The sequence below is a fragment of the Burkholderia sp. 9120 genome, from assembly GCF_000745015.1.
Taxonomy (GTDB): domain Bacteria; phylum Pseudomonadota; class Gammaproteobacteria; order Burkholderiales; family Burkholderiaceae; genus Paraburkholderia.
Map to the genome: position 1 here is coordinate 5,143,815 of NZ_JQNA01000002.1, position 18,202 is coordinate 5,162,016.

Here is an 18,202-nt window from a genome sequence, read left to right on the forward strand (position 1 = left end):
AATTGTTGTCCCACCCGGCACGCGTCACACGCTGGCGAACAACACGAGCGCGCTGCCTATTGCTATGGCCACTCCGTACGGCATGGTCCCCATCGCACTACTACCGGCGACGCTGCCGGTGCGTCGCGCCGCGCCGTTTCCCGGCGTCGTGCAACTGCCCAGCAACGCGGCTACCCCGCTCAGCCCGGCGCGCATCTGGCGCCGCCGGATCATGATCACCAACGACCCGACGCCACCCACCGCACAGGTCACCAAACCAATTTCGAGTGCGCCGTAAGCGCCGCAGAAGGCGCCAATCGCGGCCATCAGCTTCACGTCGCCGGCGCCCATCAGCCGCATCGCGTAGCCGGGCAGGAAGATCGCACCGCCCGCCAGCATGCCGCCGAACCACATCACCATCGCGTCGACTCCGCCGTGCGTGAACCACTGCACCGGGATCGCCACGAGCAAACCTGTCGCCACCAGCCAGTTAGGAATCCGGCGTGTCTGGATGTCCCACACTGCTGCCAGCATCACCAGCGTCATCACGCACGGACCCACCGGAAAAGGAACGCCGTTCATCGCCTGCTCCGTGTCGAGGATCGAGTTGCACCTGCTCTGAAATTCGGCCGGATCGGCGCGGGGCCGTCGCCACCCTGTCTCGAAGGACCGTCGAGACAGGGGCAGCGATCGGTCACGCCGCCTTCCGCGACCCGGCTCAGGCAGCCGGGTTAGCCACACCGTTCAACGCCGTCGACACGAACGTGAACACATTGTTCAGGCGGCCGCCGAGCGCTGTTACCGTGGCAATGATCGCCACTGCGATCAACCCGGCCAGCAGGCCGTATTCGATCGCTGCCACACCGTCTTCTTCGCGCAGAAATTGCTGGATCGTCTTGTTCATGCTAACCCCCGTAAGAGTGAAAGTTGACTGCGGTTTGTGCCCTGCGACTGCCTGAAAACAGGCTCGCCGAAGCGGCGTTCAGGTCCGTCCATCGGACGGAAAAAAGTGGCGGGGTCAGCGCTTCACGTCATCACGATCACGAGTGGCCGATATCGCGTATCGATCGCCCGTGTCGTTGTTCGTTGACATCCGTTTTTCGTTGGCCCCGCCGCACCTCGTAAAACGCGTTGAATTCCCCGAACGCGACTTACGAAGACTGTTGCTGCTGCCGGTTTTTTTCTGCCTGTAGCGTGTGATGCTTGGTTCTGTTTTTCCTGCTTCCCGGCTGCAGCGTGTTTCGCTTTGTGATCGACTTATTGCAACGGCTGTGCCATGAGGCCTCAAAGCCTTGCTGGGCAACGATGTGCGATCCGGCACGCGGGATAAGAGGGGGGCCACGACGAGCGATGCGTCGAAAGTGAGACGTGGTTTGGCGGCCGGAAAAGTGCTTTATGGCGATGCGTAGTGCATCGATCGGGCCGCCGAAAAACCGTCGGCGCGTTGACTGGCAATGGTTTGACGAATGTTCCGGTCAAAACTGCTTGCCCTGGATGCGACGAAGTAGCTTTTACCCGATGTGGACCGGAATGTCGCAAAGATGAGACGCGGGAATGCTGACTCGAGGCGCTGTGGCGGCCCCGCACGCGGCAATGGCGTGCCTCGCTATGTGCGGTGCCTCGCATTGCGCGATTGACCGGGGCTCAATAAACCGCTGCGCGTGCCGATGGGCCACGCAGGATCGAGATGTCATGAAAAAAAATTTTGCGCGAGGCGAGCAGGCCAGGCAAGGCGTGCGGACGACGCCCGATCTTGCGCATCGCGTTGCAGGCTGCGCGTCTTGACGAAAGCAAGGGCGTTTGCGCGCACCGCAATAGAACGCGCGGGTCATAAAAAAGATCGCGCGCAGCGGGTGGCGCAGCGTTTGAAATCCGCCCGAGGCGCTTTGTGTCCGGCTTAGTTCAAAGCTGCATGCGTATCAGCGACGAGCAAGCGCGCCTAGACGGCAGGGACGGGCCGACCGCGGCGCTTTGAGCGTCGTCGTCGGCGCCGGCGGCGGCCCCATGAGCCGCCTTTACCTCGCCTCAGCGACCTGCTTCAACCAGCCGCTTCGGCCAGCACCGGCGCATGCCGATGCTGATCCGCGGCCCAACCCGTCGACAACGTTCGCGCTCCACCCTGACCCAGCCGGAACACCGAGGTCGCCTGCTTGAGGTTGCCCGCCTGCTCTTCCAGCGACTGCGCGGCGGCCGCGGCTTCCTCGACCAGCGCGGCGTTCTGCTGCGTGACCTCATCCATCTGCGAAACGGCCTGATTGACCTGCTCGATCCCACGGCTCTGCTCTTCCGAAGCCGCCGCGATCTCGTTGACGATGTCGGAGACGCGCTTGATCGCCTGCTTGACCTGCCCCATCGTTTCGCCGACACCCGCGGCCTGGCGCGTGCCGCCGTCGATAATCGCGACCGACGACGTGATCAGTTCCTTGATCTCCTTCGCCGCCGAAGCCGAACGCTGGGCGAGGCTGCGCACTTCGCTCGCGACCACCGCGAATCCGCGTCCCTGTTCGCCGGCGCGCGCCGCTTCCACCGCCGCGTTCAGCGCGAGGATATTGGTCTGGAATGCAATGCCTTCGATCACGCCGGTGATCTCCGAAATCTTGCTCGAACTGCCGCTGATCTGTTCGATCGTGCCGACCATCGCGCGCACCGCGTCGTCGCCCGTGTCGGCGAGACCGGTTGCGCCGGTGGCGAGGCTGCTCGCCTGACGCGCGTTGTCGGCGTTCTGCTTCACCGTCTCGGTGAGTTGCGTCATGCTCGCCGCGGTTTCCTCGAGCGAGGCGGCCTGTTCTTCCGTACGCGCCGACAGATCCATATTGCCGGCCGCGATTTCACGCGAAGCGACCGTGACCGATTCCGTCGACGTCTGAATGCCGCGCACCGTCTGGGTAATCTGCCGGTCCATTGTATCGAGCGCTTGCAGCAACTGACCGAACTCGCCCTTCACATCCAGCACGATGCGGTTGTCCAGATTGCCGGCGGCGATCTCGTTGGCCACGCCGATCGCCCGATTGAGCGGACCGCCGATCGCGCGCAGCAGAAATATCGACGTCGCGACCATCACCGCGATGCCGGCGACCACCAGCCCGATCGCGATCATCAACGCGGTATTCGCGGTCGATTCACTGTCGGTGTTGAACTGTTTGGCCTGATCGACGTTGATCTTCAGATCGTCGCCGACCAGTGAGAGCAGCGTGTCGGACAACGCCGCCTGATCGTTCACCACCTTGGTGGCGCCGTCGTAATTGCCGGCCAGCAGCAGATCGGTCGCCTGGTCGGTGAGTTGCTTGAGTTGCGGCAACGCGTCCCGGACCTTGTCGGCCACGGCTCGCTCATCGGCCGCGCTGACGCGGGCCGGATAGTAGTCGGACCACGCGCCGTTCATGGCGTCGATGTCGGCATGAATGCCGTCGATCGTCTGCTTCGTCATGGCAGGATCGTGAAACACCTGGATGCGTCGCAGCTTCAGGCGAACCCGCAACTGGGCCGCGCGGAAGTTCGCCAGATCCAGAATCGGCACGGTCACGCCCGAATACGAATCGGTCACGTTCGACTTCAACTGCGAAATCGCCGACAGGCTGAAAACGCTGATCGCCGCCATCAGGACGAAGCAGACCCCCATCGCCAGCAGAATTTTGAAGCGGATCGTTTGGAAAAAACCATTCATGTGAAGTCCCCTTTGGGCGGCGCATTGAACTCCTTAACGGCATGGCGCCATGCATCTTGAGTGGAGGACTTCCATATTTTCCACTTTGCAAGCTAATAAAAAGGGATTGTTGGCAGATCGAAGGGAACCGGCTACGAATCGGTCACTGCGCCAGAAAGGTCTGTCTACCGGGCGATAGAGCAAAAAAATGCCGGCAGGGGCCGGCATGCAAGTCCTTCGTAGTCGGGGTACCGCGAAGGCGTTGAATCGGTTGATTCAAATTAGAGTGTATCACCAAGTTTCATATTTTCCATATTGCTCAGGTTTGCCGGGTTCTTGTCGATAGCCTAAGAATCGCCTATTGTGGCAAGCACCTAAAATTCATACCAATATGGACGACCCCATCATCACCACCCGCGCGGCCGCCAAGTTGCTTGGCGTGTCGATCCGCACCGCGCAGGTGTGGATCGAACAGAACGCGATCGAGTCGTGGAAAACGCCGGGCGGCCACCGGCGCGTACGCCGCAGCGCCGTGACTGAATTGATGGGACGGCTCAAGCCGCAAACCGCGCAACCTTCCACGTTTGCCGTGATTCATGCGTCCGAGCATCGGCTCGGCCACTATTGCGACGTGCTCGCAGCCACGCCGGAATGCGCGGTGGTGGCCGACAGCGACGCTTACGCCGCGTTGCTGTCGATCGGCGTGCTGATGCCGTCGATCGTCATTGTCGAACTCAACCGGATGGACCGCGACCGCCTGACGATGATCCGGCGCATCGGTCAGCATCCGGCGCTCGGCCACACTCAGTTGCTGGTGATCAGCCCGCTCGGCGCAGCGCATCTCGCGGCGGAAACGGAGCTCGGTGAGCGGCTGCATGTGCTGGGCGCGGAGTGGACCGAAGCGGAGTTGCAAACGCGCGTGCGGGATCTGCTCAGTCAGGGGGACGAGGCCGCGCGGCAGCCGGTGACGGTGGACGGTGCGCCGGACATGCCCGTGCCGGCCAACGAAGCGCGACGGCTGCAGGCCGTTGCCGCCGCGGGCCTGCTCGACACGCCGGAAGAAGACGCCTTCGACGAGATCACGCAGTTCGCCGCGCAACTGTTCGACGCGCCGATCGCATTGCTCACGCTGCTCACGCCGGAGCGCCAGGTGTTCAAGTCGCACTTTGGGCTCGAACGCGCGGAGACGCCGCGGTCGTGGGCGTTCTGCAATTTCACGATTCTCGAGAACGACGTGCTGGTCGCCGAAGATGCGGCAACCGACGCCCGTTTCGCGCGGAATCCTTTCGTGACCGGCGAGCCGCATATTCGCTTCTACGCGGGTACGCCGGTGCGGGATGTGCAAGGCTATCCGCTCGGTTCGCTGTGCGTGCTCGACCGCGTGCCGAGACAATTCGACACCACGCAGAAGGCCAAACTCACGACGCTCGGCTCGCTCGCGTCGGATCGGATCAATTTGCGGATCAGGGAGAGGCAGTTGCGCTGGGCGCAGAACAAGACGCATTGAGTGCATTGAATTTATTCAATGCACTCAACGGCGATACGAGCGAGCGTGGGTACGTCGCCGTCGCTAGCGCCGCACGAATGCCGAAATCACATCGACGATGGAATCGGCCAAAGGCAGATCAGGATTCGTATAGGTCGCGAAGTTTTCGCTCCGGTCGTCCGTGCGCACGGTTTTCAGCACATGGTTGGCGTTCGCCACCAGCGCCAGCTCGGCATGGGGGTCGGCTTGCTTGAGCCGTTCGGCGTCCGCGCGCGTGACCTGAAGATCCCGCAGCCCTTGCACGATCAGCACCGGCTTCGCGTAACCGCTCAGCAGCGCGGCCGGATCGAGCGACAGTTCACTCATCAGAAACCGTTGCGCTTGCGGCCTGAACAGAGGCAACAACGCGGGATCGATCTGCGTTGCCGGCACGGTTCTGCCCGCTTCGAGCGACGCAATCACCGACATTGCGTTATCGAGAACCGGTGCGTTGGCCGGATTCGCTTTTAGTTGCTCCCTCAGCACAGTCGCGAGAGGGCGCCCCGCCGTGGCGACCAGAATCAGGCCGCAGATGGCTTGCGTGTCGCGCGCCGCCGTGAGCGCGACCAGGCCGCCCTCGCTATGGCCCAGCACCCACACGCACGACGCGCCAGTCCGTTGGCGGATGCTCGTCACCCATGTGTGCACGTCGCTCGCGTAGTCGTCGATGCTCACGTTGTCGGCGTCGGCAATCGCCGACGCGCTGCCGAACATGCCGCGCTTGTCGATACGCACGCTCGCGATGCCGCGACTAGCCAACCCCTCAGCCAACATTCGATACGCCGACGTGCGAATCAGCGGGCCGTCGCCGTTACGGTCCGTCGGACCGGAACCCGGCAGGATCAGCACGACCGGCGCCGACGCAGATTGCGCTGCGGACGACAGCAGCGTGCCGCGCAATGGGCCGTGCGGCCCCAGTGCGTCGACGTCACGCTGAACGAACGGCACTAACGCGGCCGACTGAATGGCGGCCGCCATCGCGACAGCAGCAAGTAGGGGCATGAGCGCGTCCGTTCAGGCGGCGGTTTAGGCTGCGGTCAGGCCGCTGCTACCACGTTGATCCGCAACGCCGGGCCGCCCGCCACGATCGCGAGCAGCAGGTCGACGTTCGGATGCGCGCCCGGACGATTACGCGCGTCGGCGGTGTGCTCCGCGAACAGCGCGAGACCCTGCCCGGCCGCGTTGGCGTCCAGCGTACCGAACGTCTGCTGCAGGTAGTGATACACCGCGAGCGAGCCCTGCTTGCCCGGCTTGTTCTCGATGCTCGCCACCACGGCGCCATTGCCGTCGATCAGATCGATACGCGCGACGCCGTCGATAGCGGGCATTTGCGCGAGGTTGTCCTTGAATACGTTGCTCGGTTGAATCACTGAAACTACTCCTTGTGTTCGGAAAATTGCATCGCGGGCCGTATCTTATCCGATAGGCCACGCCGCAATTGCCGTCACGGCGTCCAGCGATGCACCACGATACTCGAACCGTTGTAGTTGTCTTTCGTGATCACGTACTCGCCCGAGGCGCGCAGAAACGCCCGCAGCCCATACATCGAATCGACGTCGTTACCCACGTCCACGGTCGCCGGACTCGCATTGATCAACGTGGTGTCGAGCTGGCCCGTGGTCAGATTGAACGCGTCGATATTGGGCACCGTGTGCACGTAGCCGACGAACAGATAATTGCCTGCTGCGGCGATCGACTTCGGATTCGCGCTGCTGAGGGTGATCACCGGATTAGGCCGCGTCGTGTTGCCCGCGCTCCATCCGTGATAAACCTCGATGCGCGATTGCATCGCCGTCCAGTCCCAACTGCCGGCAATGCCTTGGGCGAGAATCATCGTGTCGCTTTCAGGCAGGTAGAGAATGCGCGTCAACGGCCGGATGGTCTGCGGAATGGAGATCGTCACGGCCGGTCCCCATAGCGGCTTGCCCGTGCCGTCGAAACCGCTCAACGGGTAGTGATAAATGTGGTTCGTGCGGTCCAGACCTGCCCACACATCGCCCCGGCTGTCGATACAAAAGCCACCCGTGACCTGGCGATCCGTATTGAACGTCGTGCCCGGAATCGACGCGTCCGGAATCGCGATATAGCCGCTCGCCGCGTTGAAATGATAGAAGTAGAAGATGCCGGGATTCTGCCCGGACGCCACCAGAATCCGGTTGCCGCCCACCGTGACGAGTTGCCCGAAATGCTCGTCGCGTTGCGTGTCGTTCATGTTCAGACGCGGGTCGGACGGATAGGTAAACGGATCGACCGTATTCGCGACAAAGGTGCCGCCCGCTGTGCCGGTGTAGATGTGCGCGCCGCTGTAGAAATAGGCGCCATCCGTCGACGGATCCGGTGCGGCGACCGCCTCGAAATTCAACGCCTGCAGCTTCCATTGCAGATTGCCGTTGCTGTCGTACGCGTGCAGATCGGTCACGCCGTTGCGGCCCATGTCCCAGCTACCGCCCCACGGATTGTTGAGCACGTACAGATTGCCGGCCGCGTCTTTGCCGATGCCCGCGACGCGCGTGAAGCGCTTGTCGCCCACCTGGCCTTTAATGCCGCTGGTGGTGTCGAGATAGCCGCCCTGAATGCCGAATGTGCCGACAAGCGTCGGTGCAGCCGCGATGTTGTACAGCTTGATGTTCATATCGGGGCCCTGGTCGCCGACCAGCAGTTGCCCGGACGTGGCGTCGAAATACAACGCGGACGGTCGCGACGTGGCGGCCATCTGGATCGTGTTCAGCGTCACGCCGGCCGGGCTGAATTCGACGATCGTGCCCGTGCTTTGCTGCGCGACCCAAAGATTACCCGCGCTATCCAACGCAAGCGCGCCGGGGCTCGTTATCGTCATGTCACGCTGCCAGACGCCGTCGGTCGTGAACACGCGCACGCGATTGCCGAAGAAGTCGCTCGCATACAGCAGCGAGCCGGCGGTCGCGAGGCCGGTAATGACATCGGCATGCGGCACGGCCGTCCAGACGCTGACAGGAATCACCAGATCGCGCGCCTGCGTCGCGCGGTTGTAGCGCCCGACCGACCCGCTGCCGAACGAGCGGTTGTACTGCAAGGCCGCGAAGATCGACGTGGCGTTGCCCGTGATCGCACTGCCCTGAAAATCGGCATGCGTGCCGATCGAGCCGGCGCTTTGCCCGTTCTGATAGATCGCGACGCCGCCTTCGTTTTCATCCCACAGCGACGCGGTGTAGATCACGCCTTCAGGCGCGACCCACAGCGAGCGCGCGCCGTTGCCTACGTGCGTGGCGAGCGTGCCGAAGGTGTTTGCCAGCCAGTCGGTGGTGTATTGCGCGCGGCTGGCCGATGAGAACAACGTGAGCGTGGCGAACATCACGCAAAAAAGTACGGGGTAAAACCGATGCCTGACCATGCGTAACGCGCTCCGAACACTATCTGCTGGCCAATGTACAACGTCAGATATGAAAAAATATTCAATCGTCTGAGGAAAAAAATACCGCACACATGGCGCGTCTACGCGGTCGACATACAAGGAGAAATCTGGCGCTAGCGCGGCGTGGTCAACGCGACATGGCGAACACCGCAAGCGCGGTCCTCACGTCATGACGTGACCGCGCTGCCAATGCGCGCTGCGATCTGCGCGAATAGCGCGCTTCAGCGCGACGAACGCAAGGCCACTCGCCAAATTCGGAAATAATCACATTACCCGAATCCAATTACGGTAAGAATGAGATCGTGAATCGCATAATAAGCTTTTTACTTTCATCAATAAGCGAGATTCGAATTATAAAACCGAAATGAAATTGTAATTTAAATCGAAAGTTGAGATCAAAATAGTTAATTAGACTTTCGCCTCCATTTCGCGTCAGAACAAGCCAGCAGCGGCTACCATCATCCAATTTGCATCATAAATTCGAAATAAAACAACCGCTTCAATCGAAATGATGGTTCAAATACGGATAACTCGCCTGCTCATCAACTATCCATTCTGATAGGTACCGACTCCGTGTAATGAACGGTAATTTTGCGTCGCTCACGATATTTAACCGAGCACCCCTTAATTACTACCCATAACTGCGCCGCGAGACGGTATTCCCTTTTTATTCAAATTCGACCGGAATTACCCACAAGGTAGATTCCGGCGTCTCCTCGCGCTGTTGTCTCAGGAGGTCACATGAAATCGTCAATCGTCAATCGAACGGCTTTCGGCCTGAAGCGTCACGCGGCCGTTGCCTTGCCTCTCGCCATGGCTTCGTGCGCCGTGTTCGCGGCGTCGGCGCCGTCGTCCACCTTGTGGACGACGACCGACACGAAGGCGTTCGTCACGCCCAGCCAGGTGCAGACGCGCTCGCTCAGCGCCACGCCCCTGCTCGAACTCGCCGCCGGCGAGAGCACGCATATCGTGGTCAGCCTCAAGCTTCGCGACGAGGCGAAGCTGAAGGCGTTCGCGCAGTCGGTCAATCAACCGGGCAACGCGCAGTTCGGCAAGTTCCTCAAGCGTCAGCAGTTCATCGATCAGTACGCGCCGACCGAAGTGCAGGTGCAACAGGTCGTCGCGCATCTGCGCAAGAACGGCTTCGTCAACATCAGGGTCGCGGCGAACCGCCTGCTGATCTCCGCCGACGGCAGCGCCGGCGCGGTCAAAGCGGCCTTCAATACGCCGTTGGTGCGCTATCAGTTGAACGGCAAGAGCGGCTACGCGAATATCGCGGCGGCGCAAGTGCCGCAGAACCTCGGCGAGATCGTCGGCTCGGTGCTGGGCCTGCAGAACGTCGCGCGTGCGCATCCGCTGCTGAAGATCGGCAACCGCTCGGCGGCGAAGACGCTGGCCTCCGGCACCGCGAAAGCGCACTACCCGACGGAATTCCCGGCGATCTATGACGCCACCAGCCTGCCCACCGCCGCGAACACCACGGTCGGCATCATCACGCAAGGCGGTGTGTCGCAAACGCTGCAAGACTTGCAGCAGTTCACCAGCGCGAACAACCTCGCCTCGGTCAACACGCAGGCGATCCAGACCGGCTCGCCCGATGGCGACTACAGCGACGACCAGGACGGCCAGGGCGAGTGGGATCTCGACAGTCAGTCGATCGTCGGCTCGGCGGGCGGCGCCGTGCAACAACTGCTGTTCTATATGGCCGACGACAGCGCGTCGGGCAACACCGGCCTCACGCAAGCGTTCAACCAGGCCGTCTCCGACGACACCGCCAAGGTGATCAACGTGTCGCTCGGCTGGTGCGAAGCGGACGCGAACGCGGACGGCACGCTGCAAGCCGAAGACCGCATCTTCGCGGCCGGCGCCGCGCAAGGCCAGACGTTCTCGGTGTCGTCCGGCGACGAAGGCGTGTACGAATGCAACAACCGCGGCTATCCGGACGGCAGCACGTATTCGGTGTCGTGGCCGGCGTCGTCGCCGAACGTGATCGCGGTCGGCGGCACGACGCTTTACACGACCTCGGGCGGCGCATGGTCGAACGAGACCGTGTGGAACGAAGGGCTCGACGGCAACGGCAAGCTGTGGGCCACCGGTGGCGGCTTCAGTTCATTCGAGAGCAAGCCGTCGTGGCAGTCCGTGGTGACCGGCACGCCGGGCCAGCGTCTGCTGCCGGACATTTCGTTCGACGCGGCGCAAAGCACGGGCGCGATGATTTACAACTACGGTCAGCTTCAGCAGATCGGCGGCACGAGTCTCGCCTCGCCGATTTTCGTCGGACTGTGGGCGCGCGTGCAGAGCGCCAATTCGAACAGCCTCGGTTTCCCGGCGGCCAGTTTGTACAGCGCGATCAAAGCGACGCCGTCGATCGTGCATGACGTGAAGTCGGGCAATAACGGCTACAGCGGTTACGGCTATAAGGCAGGCACGGGCTGGGACTATCCCACGGGATGGGGCAGCGTGGATATCGCGAAGCTCGCTTCGTATATCAGCAGCCATTCGTTCAGGAAGTAAGCACTCGGGCCGGCTCGTGATGAGCTGAGCGCTTGAGCGGGCGCCGATGATGCGGTGGGTTAAACCAGGTCATCGGCGCTCGAACGATTCATGCGTCTTTCACGTCTGCGCGTATTGCGCATCGCGCATCGCGCGTCGCGTTTGGCTTAGCGCAGCCGACGCCAGACCGAAATCGGCACGTCGCCATTCGGCCGCGGTACGACGCGATAGCTGAGTTCGTCGCCCACCAGTTCATAGTGCCGGGTTTGCGCCTGCCCTTCCCAATTCGGGAACGACGCCTTGTCGATCTGAAACGTCAGCGTATGCGCGGCGGCATCGACTTTGATCGTGCCGAAGTGCGTGCTGGACCCCAGCACGGAGGCCGCGTATTCGGCCGGTGTGCCGCTCTGTTTATCGCCCGACGCGAACCGTGGCCGATCGGCTCTGAAAATCTGCAGCGTGTAACGGCCTTCGCGATCGATCTGCAACATGCCTTGCGGCGCGGCGCCGAAGTCGTGCGCGCGTACGCCGTCGGCCTTGATGACGTCCGCGGCCACGAGCGACCAGGTGCCGGCCAGCGGCGAATCCGGCGGGTTGTTGTCACCGGCGTGCGACGGCAGCGAAACCAGTGCAGCGGATACGGACAACAAGGCTGGGAAGATGAGTTTGAGCATCGTGTTTGGGTTCATGTTCAGGTAGGAAGGATCACGGAATCGAAGCGGAAAAATGCACGACGTCCGCGTCAATTGGACGACGCCGACAACGACGATACGGGCATGGAAACTGAAGGCGCGGGTGATAGAAGCGGGTTAATGCGGCGCTGCCGGCTGGCGAGCAGAACGATTGGAATCAGCAGCGCCAACGCGCTCGCCTGAGCCAGATAAAGCTGGCGATAGAGATGATGTCCGGCGCTCGCCGCGACGACGACATACACCACCAGCCCGGCCAGGCCATTGATCGCGTTGAAACTGGCGCTGACGCGCCCTTGATACGCAGAATCCGTCGCGCGCTGTGCCGTGCTGAGAGCAATCACGCTGCTCTGAAAGCTCGCGCCCAGTCCGGCGTAAATCGCGAAAGCGGCCACCTGTCCCCGACATACCGAGAACGCGAGCAGGCAGGCGGCCGCGATGCCGAGACCGAGCAGCAGGACCGTGCGCCGCCCGAAGCGATTCGCGAGCCGCACCACGAAGAACCCGCCGGCAATAGCGCCTAAAGCGTAGCCCGCATCGATCTTTCCGAATGCCGCGGCGCTCAGATGCAGTTCCTCCCGCACGAAGGGCGCGAGCATCGCATTCATGCCGAACACCACGCTCATGTTCGCGACGAAAAGGCCGTAGAAAAAGCCGATCTCGGGACGCTCGACAATATGCGCGACACCCGCGCGCAGATCTCGCCAATAGTGCTTCGGCTTGCCTTCACCTGCACCTTCAGATAAATGCGCCACTTCTCCGGCCGCCGTCAACCGGCGAGCCGTGAGCCATCCGAAAACGCCCGCCAGCAAATAGGTCACGCTGGCGACGCAGACCGTTGCGGCCGCACCGATCGACGCCAGCACGATGCCCGACGCCGCCGCGCCCAGCACCTGCCCGGTTTGGCCCGTGACCACGGTCAATGCGTTGAGCCGCAGCATGTCGTCGGCGCTGGCGTTGCGCGCGAGCGCCGCTCGCCAGGACAGCACCTGGACTTCGTTGCCCAGGGCGACGAGAAAGCTGATCGCATACGCCGAGGCCGCCGTCGCGTGTCCGCCGGCATAGAGCGCCGCGTAGGCGAGCAGCATGGCCCATCGAAACAGATCGGCGCGATACGCGAGTCTGGCGGGGTCGCCCCGGTCGATCATGAGCCCGATCACCGGCGACAACAGCAAACCCGGCAGCACCGTCATGATCAAACTTAGCGCCGCGCTCGACGGATGCCCGGTGATGTCGATGATCAGCCAGGTGTTGATCAGGAAGAAAAAGCCCGTGCCGATCTTCGAACTGGCGGTCGTCGCGCCATAAAGCCGAATGGTGTGGGGAGTCATGGGCGCAGTGGCGGGAGTCCCGAAGTTTTCCAATTCGGGAACCTTAAACGTCCTAGAATGATTAGAAAATTGAATATTTCTTATCCGACACATTCACAAAACCGAACAATGAACCGGATCAATCTCGACATGGACGTGCTGCGCACGCTGGTCACCGCGCAGCAGCTCGGCAGCTTCAATCGCGCGGCCGACCGCCTTGGGCGCTCGCAGTCGGCGGTGAGCCAGCAGTTGCGCAAGATCGAAGAAAGCGTCGGCGAGGCGCTGTTTCAGAAGCAGGGTCGCGGCCTCGCGCTAACGCCCGCCGGCGACGTGATGCTGGCCTACGCGCGGCGTATTCTGGAACTCAACGACGAGGCGGTGAGCGCGGTGCGCGGCTTCGCGATCGACGGTCTGGTACGCATCGGCTTGCCCGCCGACTTCGCCGAAACGTGGCTGCCGACCGTGCTCGGCCGGTTCAAACGCGCGCATCCGGCGGTGCGGATCGAAGCGGTGGTGGAAGGCAATCGGCGTCTGCTCGAACGGCTCGACAAGGGCGAACTCGACCTCGTGCTGTCGCTGGGTCAGGAGGCGCGCGCCGACGCCGAACCGGTCGGCGCGGTGGATCTGGTGTGGATCGGACCGGCATCGGAAGAAAGGTTGTGGGCCCGAGACGAGCCGATTCCGCTGGTGCTGTTCGAGGCGCCGTGTTTCTTCCGGCAACGCGCGCTGGAGGCGTTGGATAAAGCCGGGCTGCCGTGGCGAATCGCGTTTACGAGCCCGAGCTTGCCCGGTTTGTGGGCCGCCGTGGAAGCGGGCCTCGGCGTCACGCTGCGCACGGCGGCCGGTTTGCCCGCGAAGCTTCAGGTGGTAGGCGATGCGCTCGCGCTGCCCACGGTGCGCGCGCCCACGCTGCAGGTGTCGCTGCACGACGGTACGCGTACTTTGGAACCGGCGGTGGCTCGTCTGAAAGACATCATCGCGGAAACGATCGCGGGCAATCTGCCGGTGGCAAATGCCCGAGCGGCCTGAGCGCGGCATTACACGCGGCTGAGGGTCATCATCGTCATGCCGCGCCGCCGGCCGTGCCGGAAAGCGACATAATGCCGGTTGTCTGCTGTGTCATGCAGCGACCGCATTCTCACCGAACCAGGAGATTCAAATGAGCAAGGGCTATTGGGTAACCGCATATCGCGCCACCAAAGACGCATCGAAACTGGCCGCGTATGCGCAACTCGCGGCGCCGGCCGTGGCGGCCGCGGGCGGCAAGTTCATCGTGCGTGGCGTGGCTGAGGATGCCCGCGAGCAAGGCCTGAAGGAACGCACGGTCGTGATCGAGTATCCGAGCTACGAACAGGCTGTCGCCGCGTACGAAAGCGAAGCCTACAAGAAGGCGCTCGAGGCGCTGGGCGACGGCGTGGAACGCGATCTGCGCATTGTTCGCGGCGCGGAATAACGCGTTCATCCGCAGGCAACAGGGCGGCTCTCTCGCGAGAGCCGCCCTGTTTTTTTGGGCTGCCGGCAATCAGTTCGACTGCACCGCCAGTGTGTGTATCTGGCTCAGCAATCGTTCGATTTCCGCGTCCGTGGTCAGGTAGCTGATCGACGCGCGCGCGATCTGTTGCAATCCTCGCGACGTCATGTCGAACGGCGTATAGCTGACGCCGTTGCTGCCGATCACGATGCCCTGCGCGGCCAGACTGCGCTGCACCGTGACGGCGTCGAGACCGGCGAGGTTGAACGCGACCAGGCCTGAACGTTCGATCCCGAGATCAAGCACCGTTACACCAGGCAGTTCGGCTAGTTGCACGCGCAACCGTTGCGCCACGCTGTCGATCCGCGAGCGGATCGCTTCGATGCCGATTTCCAGCGCCTCTTCGAGCGCATTCGCCAGTCCGCAGTGCAGCGCGAGCGCAGCCTCCGACGATTCGAAGCGCCCCGCGTCATCGCGCAAGACGGGTTCGCCTCTCGCGTCCAGCGGCGCGGAATGCGTGTCCGTGTACGGCGGCGTCAAACGCGGCAGAAACGCCTGCCGCACGTACAACAGACCCGTGCCTCGCGGCCCGCGCAGTCCCTTGCGTCCAGCGGTGCTCAGCACATCGCAACCCAGCTCGGCGACATCGATCGGCAATTGCCCCGCAGCCTGCGCGGCGTCGATGAAATACGGAATGCCGTGACGGCGCGCCACCTGCCCGATCGCCGCGGCCGGATTGATCAAGCCGCCGTTAGCCGGCAACCACGTCAGCGCGATCAGACGCACACGCTCGTCGAGCATGGCCTCCAGCGCTAGCGGGTCCGCCGCGCCGTCGGCGTCGCAAGGAATCACGTCGATCGACACGCCAACGCGCTGCGCCAGCCCACGCATCATGCCCAGATTGCCGCCCCATTCATGACGGCCGACGAGGATACGCTCGCCCGCTCTCCACGGCCCCAGCGCGGCAAATGCCGCGCCCCAGCCGGGCGAATTGCCCGTGGTCAACGCGATCTCGGCGGGCTGCGCATTGAACAGCCGCGCGGCCAGTCCGCGTGCGCGTTCAGTCTGCTCGCGTCCCACGATGCCGGCTTCCATCGGCCCGGTCGTGGCTTCGCGCCAGAGGTGCGCGTGAATCGCCTCCAACGTCGCCGAAGACGGCAGCGAAGCGCCCGCGTGATTGAAATGCGTGGTGTGCTGCGTGCCCGGCGTGCGGGCGCGAAGTGCCTCCACGGCGGCGGTCGAAAGAAGAGCGGACATGGTTATTCCAATGAGGTCAGTGCGATCAACGCTTCGACTTCGACCGCCACACCCGCGGGCAGCGAGGCGACGCCGACGGCGCTGCGCGCGTGCCGGCCGGCATCGCCGAAGACCTGAACCATCAGGTCCGATGCGCCATTGGCAATCACGCTGTGGCGCGCGAAATCGGGTGTGCTGGCAACGAATACGCGCAGCCGCACGACGCGGGCCACGCGGTCCAGGCGGTCATCGGTGGCGGCGGCGATCTGCGACAGCACGCTCAACGCGGACGCACGCGCGGCTTCGATACCGTCGTCGTCCGACACGGTATCGCCGAGACGGCCGAGATAGGCCGGTTGCCCTGCCTTGCGCGAGATCTGACCGGACACATGCAGAAGATGACCTTCCTGCACGTACGGCGCGTAATTGGCGGCGGCGGGCGCGGCGGGTTCGAGCGTGAGACCGAGGCTTGCAACACGTGCTGAGATCGAAGAGGTCATGTCGAATTGTCCAGGCAAGATGGGGAAGTCCAATCCTATTAGCCCGGCCCACCCCGTGACCAATCAATTTTTCCCCGCAACGGATGAGCGAAACTAATGCGTCGGCTGTAAAGCGTCTTCGTTCGCCGCCTCGGCGAGCCAGTCGCGGAATGCGGTTGCCGCCGCGCCAAGGTTGCCCTTGGGCGTGACGAACCACCAGCCGATGCGGGTGTCGTCGAGTCGCGCATCGGGTAATGCCTCGACCAGCGCGCCGCTCGCCAGTTGCCGCGCGATCAGGCGGTGACGGCCCATCGCGATGCCTTGTCCGGCGAGCGCCGCTTCCACGACGATGTTGTAGTCGTGCAGATGCACCTGCTGCGATTGCGTCAGATCGAGGCCGAAGCGACGGCTCCAGGCGTCCCATTCGAACGACTGCCGCGAATACGACGTGAGCAGCGGAAAGCGCAACAGGTCTTGCGGTTCGCGCGGACGCTTCCTGCCGGCGACCAGCGACGGCGCACACACCAGCGACAAACGCTCCGTCATCAACCGTTGTGCGTGCACACCGCGCCAACCGCCGAGGCCATAACGGATCGCGACATCCACTTCGCCGCCCGGCACGTCGGCGAGTGCGATCTCGGGCCGCAGTTGCAGATCGATCCGCGGACAGGCGGCCGCGAAAGCCTGCAAGCGCGGCGCCAGCCAGCGCGTCGCGAACGAAGCCAGAATGCCGACGCTCAGGCTCGTCCGCTCGACGGACGGCGCGCGAACCTCCTGCGTGCCGAGCCGCAACAACTCGAATGCGTCATGAACGCGCGCGTAATAAGCGACGCCCGCCGACGTCAGTGCGACGGCGCGCGTGCGACGTTCGAACAGCGCTACGCCGAGATCGGCTTCGAGCTTCTGGATCTGATGACTGACGGCACTCTGCGTGACGAACAGTTCCTGCGCGGCGTGGCTGAAACTCAGCAGCCTGGCGGCGGCTTCGAATGCGCGTAGGGACAGTAACGGCGGGAGTGGACGAGGCAGACGCATCGGGTTCGAATGAAGAGGTTGCGCGCTCACGCGAGTTGGGTGTGTCGCGACACGAGCGCTTTGACCGCGTCGACGTCGGCCGGCGACACCGGCGTGAAGACGACCATGCTCAGGCCATCCGCGCCGGCCACGGGAAACGCGGAGTATTCGAGCGTGAGCAACCCGGCCACCGAATGCCGCATGTGCTTCGTGCCGCCCCAGTGGTTGAGCACGTCGTTCTCGGCCCAGAGCCGCCGGAAGTCTTCGCTGCTGTCCTGGAGTTCGGCGGCCAGCGCCGACGCTTCGGCAGAACCGCCCACCCGCGCGATATCGAAGCGGAACACGGCGACCGCCACGCGTGCGCTCTCTTCCCAATGCGGCTGGCAGGTGCGCATGGTCGGATCGCTGAACAGACGACGCAGCACGTTGCGCTCGCGAACCGGCAGCGCGGCGTAGTCGCCCAGCACCGCGACGGCGGCCGCGTTCCAGGCCACGACGTCCCACGTCGTCGTTTTAACGATCGCGGCGCTGGTGGGCATGCCGTCCAGCACGCGTTGCAAAGCCGGCGTCACACTTGAGGTCTCTACCGGGCTGAGCGGCGGCGGGCGTTGCTGCGCGAGCAGAAACAACATCTCGCGGCCGGCGGCGTCGAGTTCGAGCGCACGGGCGAGCCGCTCCAGCACTTCGTTCGACGGCGGACCGCCGCGCCCCTGTTCGAGCCACGTGTACCACGCGACGCTGACGTTGGCGCGGGTGGCCACTTCTTCTCGTCTAAGGCCGGGTGTGCGGCGGCGGATTTGCGCTTCCGGCCCGGGTTGCAGGCGCGAGCGGCGATCGCGCAGAAAGCTGCCTAGCGAGGTGCTGCACGCGGACGCGACCGGATCCGGCAAGGTATTGACTGGCATGACGTAGAGGGCTCCCGGAACGACGCGCAGCGCGCATCGCTGCCGATACTTTAGCGCGGAATGGGAG

The 18,202-nt window shown here is 63.4% G+C and carries 16 protein-coding genes; 4 read left to right on the forward strand and 12 right to left on the reverse strand.

The window, feature by feature from the left end; all coding sequences use genetic code 11:
* Positions 1 to 24: 24 nt before the first annotated feature.
* The 3 genes from FA94_RS31055 to FA94_RS31065 all read right to left on the reverse strand — a co-directional run bounded on the left by FA94_RS31055 (position 25) and on the right by FA94_RS31065 (position 3,643).
* The gene (locus tag FA94_RS31055) at positions 25 to 561 is read right to left on the reverse strand and encodes an A24 family peptidase (RefSeq protein ID WP_035558701.1); all 537 of its coding nucleotides are present in this window, start codon (positions 559 to 561) and stop codon (positions 25 to 27) included.
* Between the two features lie 136 nt (positions 562 to 697).
* Positions 698 to 883 (reverse strand): Flp family type IVb pilin, encoded by a 186-nt coding sequence (locus FA94_RS31060; protein ID WP_035558704.1) that lies wholly within the window; start codon positions 881 to 883, stop codon positions 698 to 700.
* Between the two features lie 1,134 nt (positions 884 to 2,017).
* The gene (locus FA94_RS31065; protein WP_035563627.1) at positions 2,018 to 3,643 is read right to left on the reverse strand and encodes a methyl-accepting chemotaxis protein; all 1,626 of its coding nucleotides are present in this window, start codon (positions 3,641 to 3,643) and stop codon (positions 2,018 to 2,020) included.
* Positions 3,644 to 4,013: 370 nt separating this feature from the next.
* Here FA94_RS31065 and FA94_RS31070 point away from each other — a divergent pair, with 370 nt between their 5' ends.
* Positions 4,014 to 5,129, forward strand: a complete 1,116-nt coding sequence (locus tag FA94_RS31070; RefSeq protein WP_035558706.1) for a GAF domain-containing protein — start codon at positions 4,014 to 4,016, stop codon at positions 5,127 to 5,129.
* Between the two features lie 63 nt (positions 5,130 to 5,192).
* Here FA94_RS31070 and FA94_RS31075 read toward each other — a convergent pair whose 3' ends face one another.
* The 3 genes from FA94_RS31075 to FA94_RS31085 all read right to left on the reverse strand — a co-directional run bounded on the left by FA94_RS31075 (position 5,193) and on the right by FA94_RS31085 (position 8,478).
* Positions 5,193 to 6,149: an alpha/beta hydrolase gene (locus tag FA94_RS31075; RefSeq protein ID WP_035558709.1), complete on the reverse strand. Its 957-nt coding sequence runs from the start codon at positions 6,147 to 6,149 to the stop codon at positions 5,193 to 5,195.
* Between the two features lie 35 nt (positions 6,150 to 6,184).
* Complete coding sequence (locus FA94_RS31080) at positions 6,185 to 6,517, reverse strand: DUF2322 family protein (RefSeq protein WP_035558712.1); 333 nt, start codon at positions 6,515 to 6,517, stop codon at positions 6,185 to 6,187.
* Positions 6,518 to 6,591: 74 nt separating this feature from the next.
* Positions 6,592 to 8,478, reverse strand: coding sequence for an SMP-30/gluconolactonase/LRE family protein (locus FA94_RS31085; RefSeq protein WP_231585157.1), 1,887 nt, complete (start codon positions 8,476 to 8,478; stop codon positions 6,592 to 6,594).
* Between the two features lie 837 nt (positions 8,479 to 9,315).
* Here FA94_RS31085 and FA94_RS31090 point away from each other — a divergent pair.
* Positions 9,316 to 11,052, forward strand: a complete 1,737-nt coding sequence (locus FA94_RS31090; protein WP_051981385.1) for a S53 family peptidase — start codon at positions 9,316 to 9,318, stop codon at positions 11,050 to 11,052.
* A gap of 146 nt (positions 11,053 to 11,198) precedes the next feature.
* On the opposite strand, the gene FA94_RS31095 is transcribed toward FA94_RS31090, so the two are convergent.
* Together FA94_RS31095 and FA94_RS31100 are read right to left on the reverse strand one after the other, a co-directional pair.
* Entirely contained in the window at positions 11,199 to 11,705 is a 507-nt protein-coding gene (locus FA94_RS31095; protein WP_035558718.1) for a lipocalin-like domain-containing protein, read from the reverse strand.
* Positions 11,706 to 11,773: 68 nt separating this feature from the next.
* Positions 11,774 to 13,051 (reverse strand): MFS transporter, encoded by a 1,278-nt coding sequence (locus tag FA94_RS31100; RefSeq protein WP_035558722.1) that lies wholly within the window; start codon positions 13,049 to 13,051, stop codon positions 11,774 to 11,776.
* Positions 13,052 to 13,159: 108 nt separating this feature from the next.
* On the opposite strand from FA94_RS31100, the gene FA94_RS31105 reads away from it, so the two are divergent.
* Both FA94_RS31105 and FA94_RS31110 read left to right on the forward strand, forming a co-directional pair.
* Positions 13,160 to 14,059, forward strand: a complete 900-nt coding sequence (locus FA94_RS31105; protein ID WP_035558725.1) for a LysR substrate-binding domain-containing protein — start codon at positions 13,160 to 13,162, stop codon at positions 14,057 to 14,059.
* A gap of 130 nt (positions 14,060 to 14,189) precedes the next feature.
* Positions 14,190 to 14,483 (forward strand): DUF1330 domain-containing protein, encoded by a 294-nt coding sequence (locus tag FA94_RS31110; protein ID WP_035558727.1) that lies wholly within the window; start codon positions 14,190 to 14,192, stop codon positions 14,481 to 14,483.
* A gap of 69 nt (positions 14,484 to 14,552) precedes the next feature.
* Here the strand turns inward: FA94_RS31110 and FA94_RS31115 are convergent, their stop codons facing one another.
* The 4 genes from FA94_RS31115 to FA94_RS31130 form a co-directional block, all read right to left on the reverse strand.
* The gene (locus tag FA94_RS31115; RefSeq protein WP_035558730.1) at positions 14,553 to 15,758 is read right to left on the reverse strand and encodes an aminotransferase class V-fold PLP-dependent enzyme; all 1,206 of its coding nucleotides are present in this window, start codon (positions 15,756 to 15,758) and stop codon (positions 14,553 to 14,555) included.
* Between the two features lie 2 nt (positions 15,759 to 15,760).
* On the reverse strand, positions 15,761 to 16,237 hold the full coding sequence (locus FA94_RS31120) for a RidA family protein (protein ID WP_035558733.1): 477 nt from the start codon (positions 16,235 to 16,237) through the stop codon (positions 15,761 to 15,763).
* A gap of 93 nt (positions 16,238 to 16,330) precedes the next feature.
* A complete protein-coding gene (gcvA, locus tag FA94_RS31125; protein ID WP_035558736.1) occupies positions 16,331 to 17,251 on the reverse strand; it encodes a transcriptional regulator GcvA in 921 nt (306 codons plus the stop codon).
* A gap of 26 nt (positions 17,252 to 17,277) precedes the next feature.
* Positions 17,278 to 18,135 (reverse strand): helix-turn-helix transcriptional regulator, encoded by an 858-nt coding sequence (locus FA94_RS31130; protein WP_035558739.1) that lies wholly within the window; start codon positions 18,133 to 18,135, stop codon positions 17,278 to 17,280.
* Positions 18,136 to 18,202: the final 67 nt, after the last annotated feature.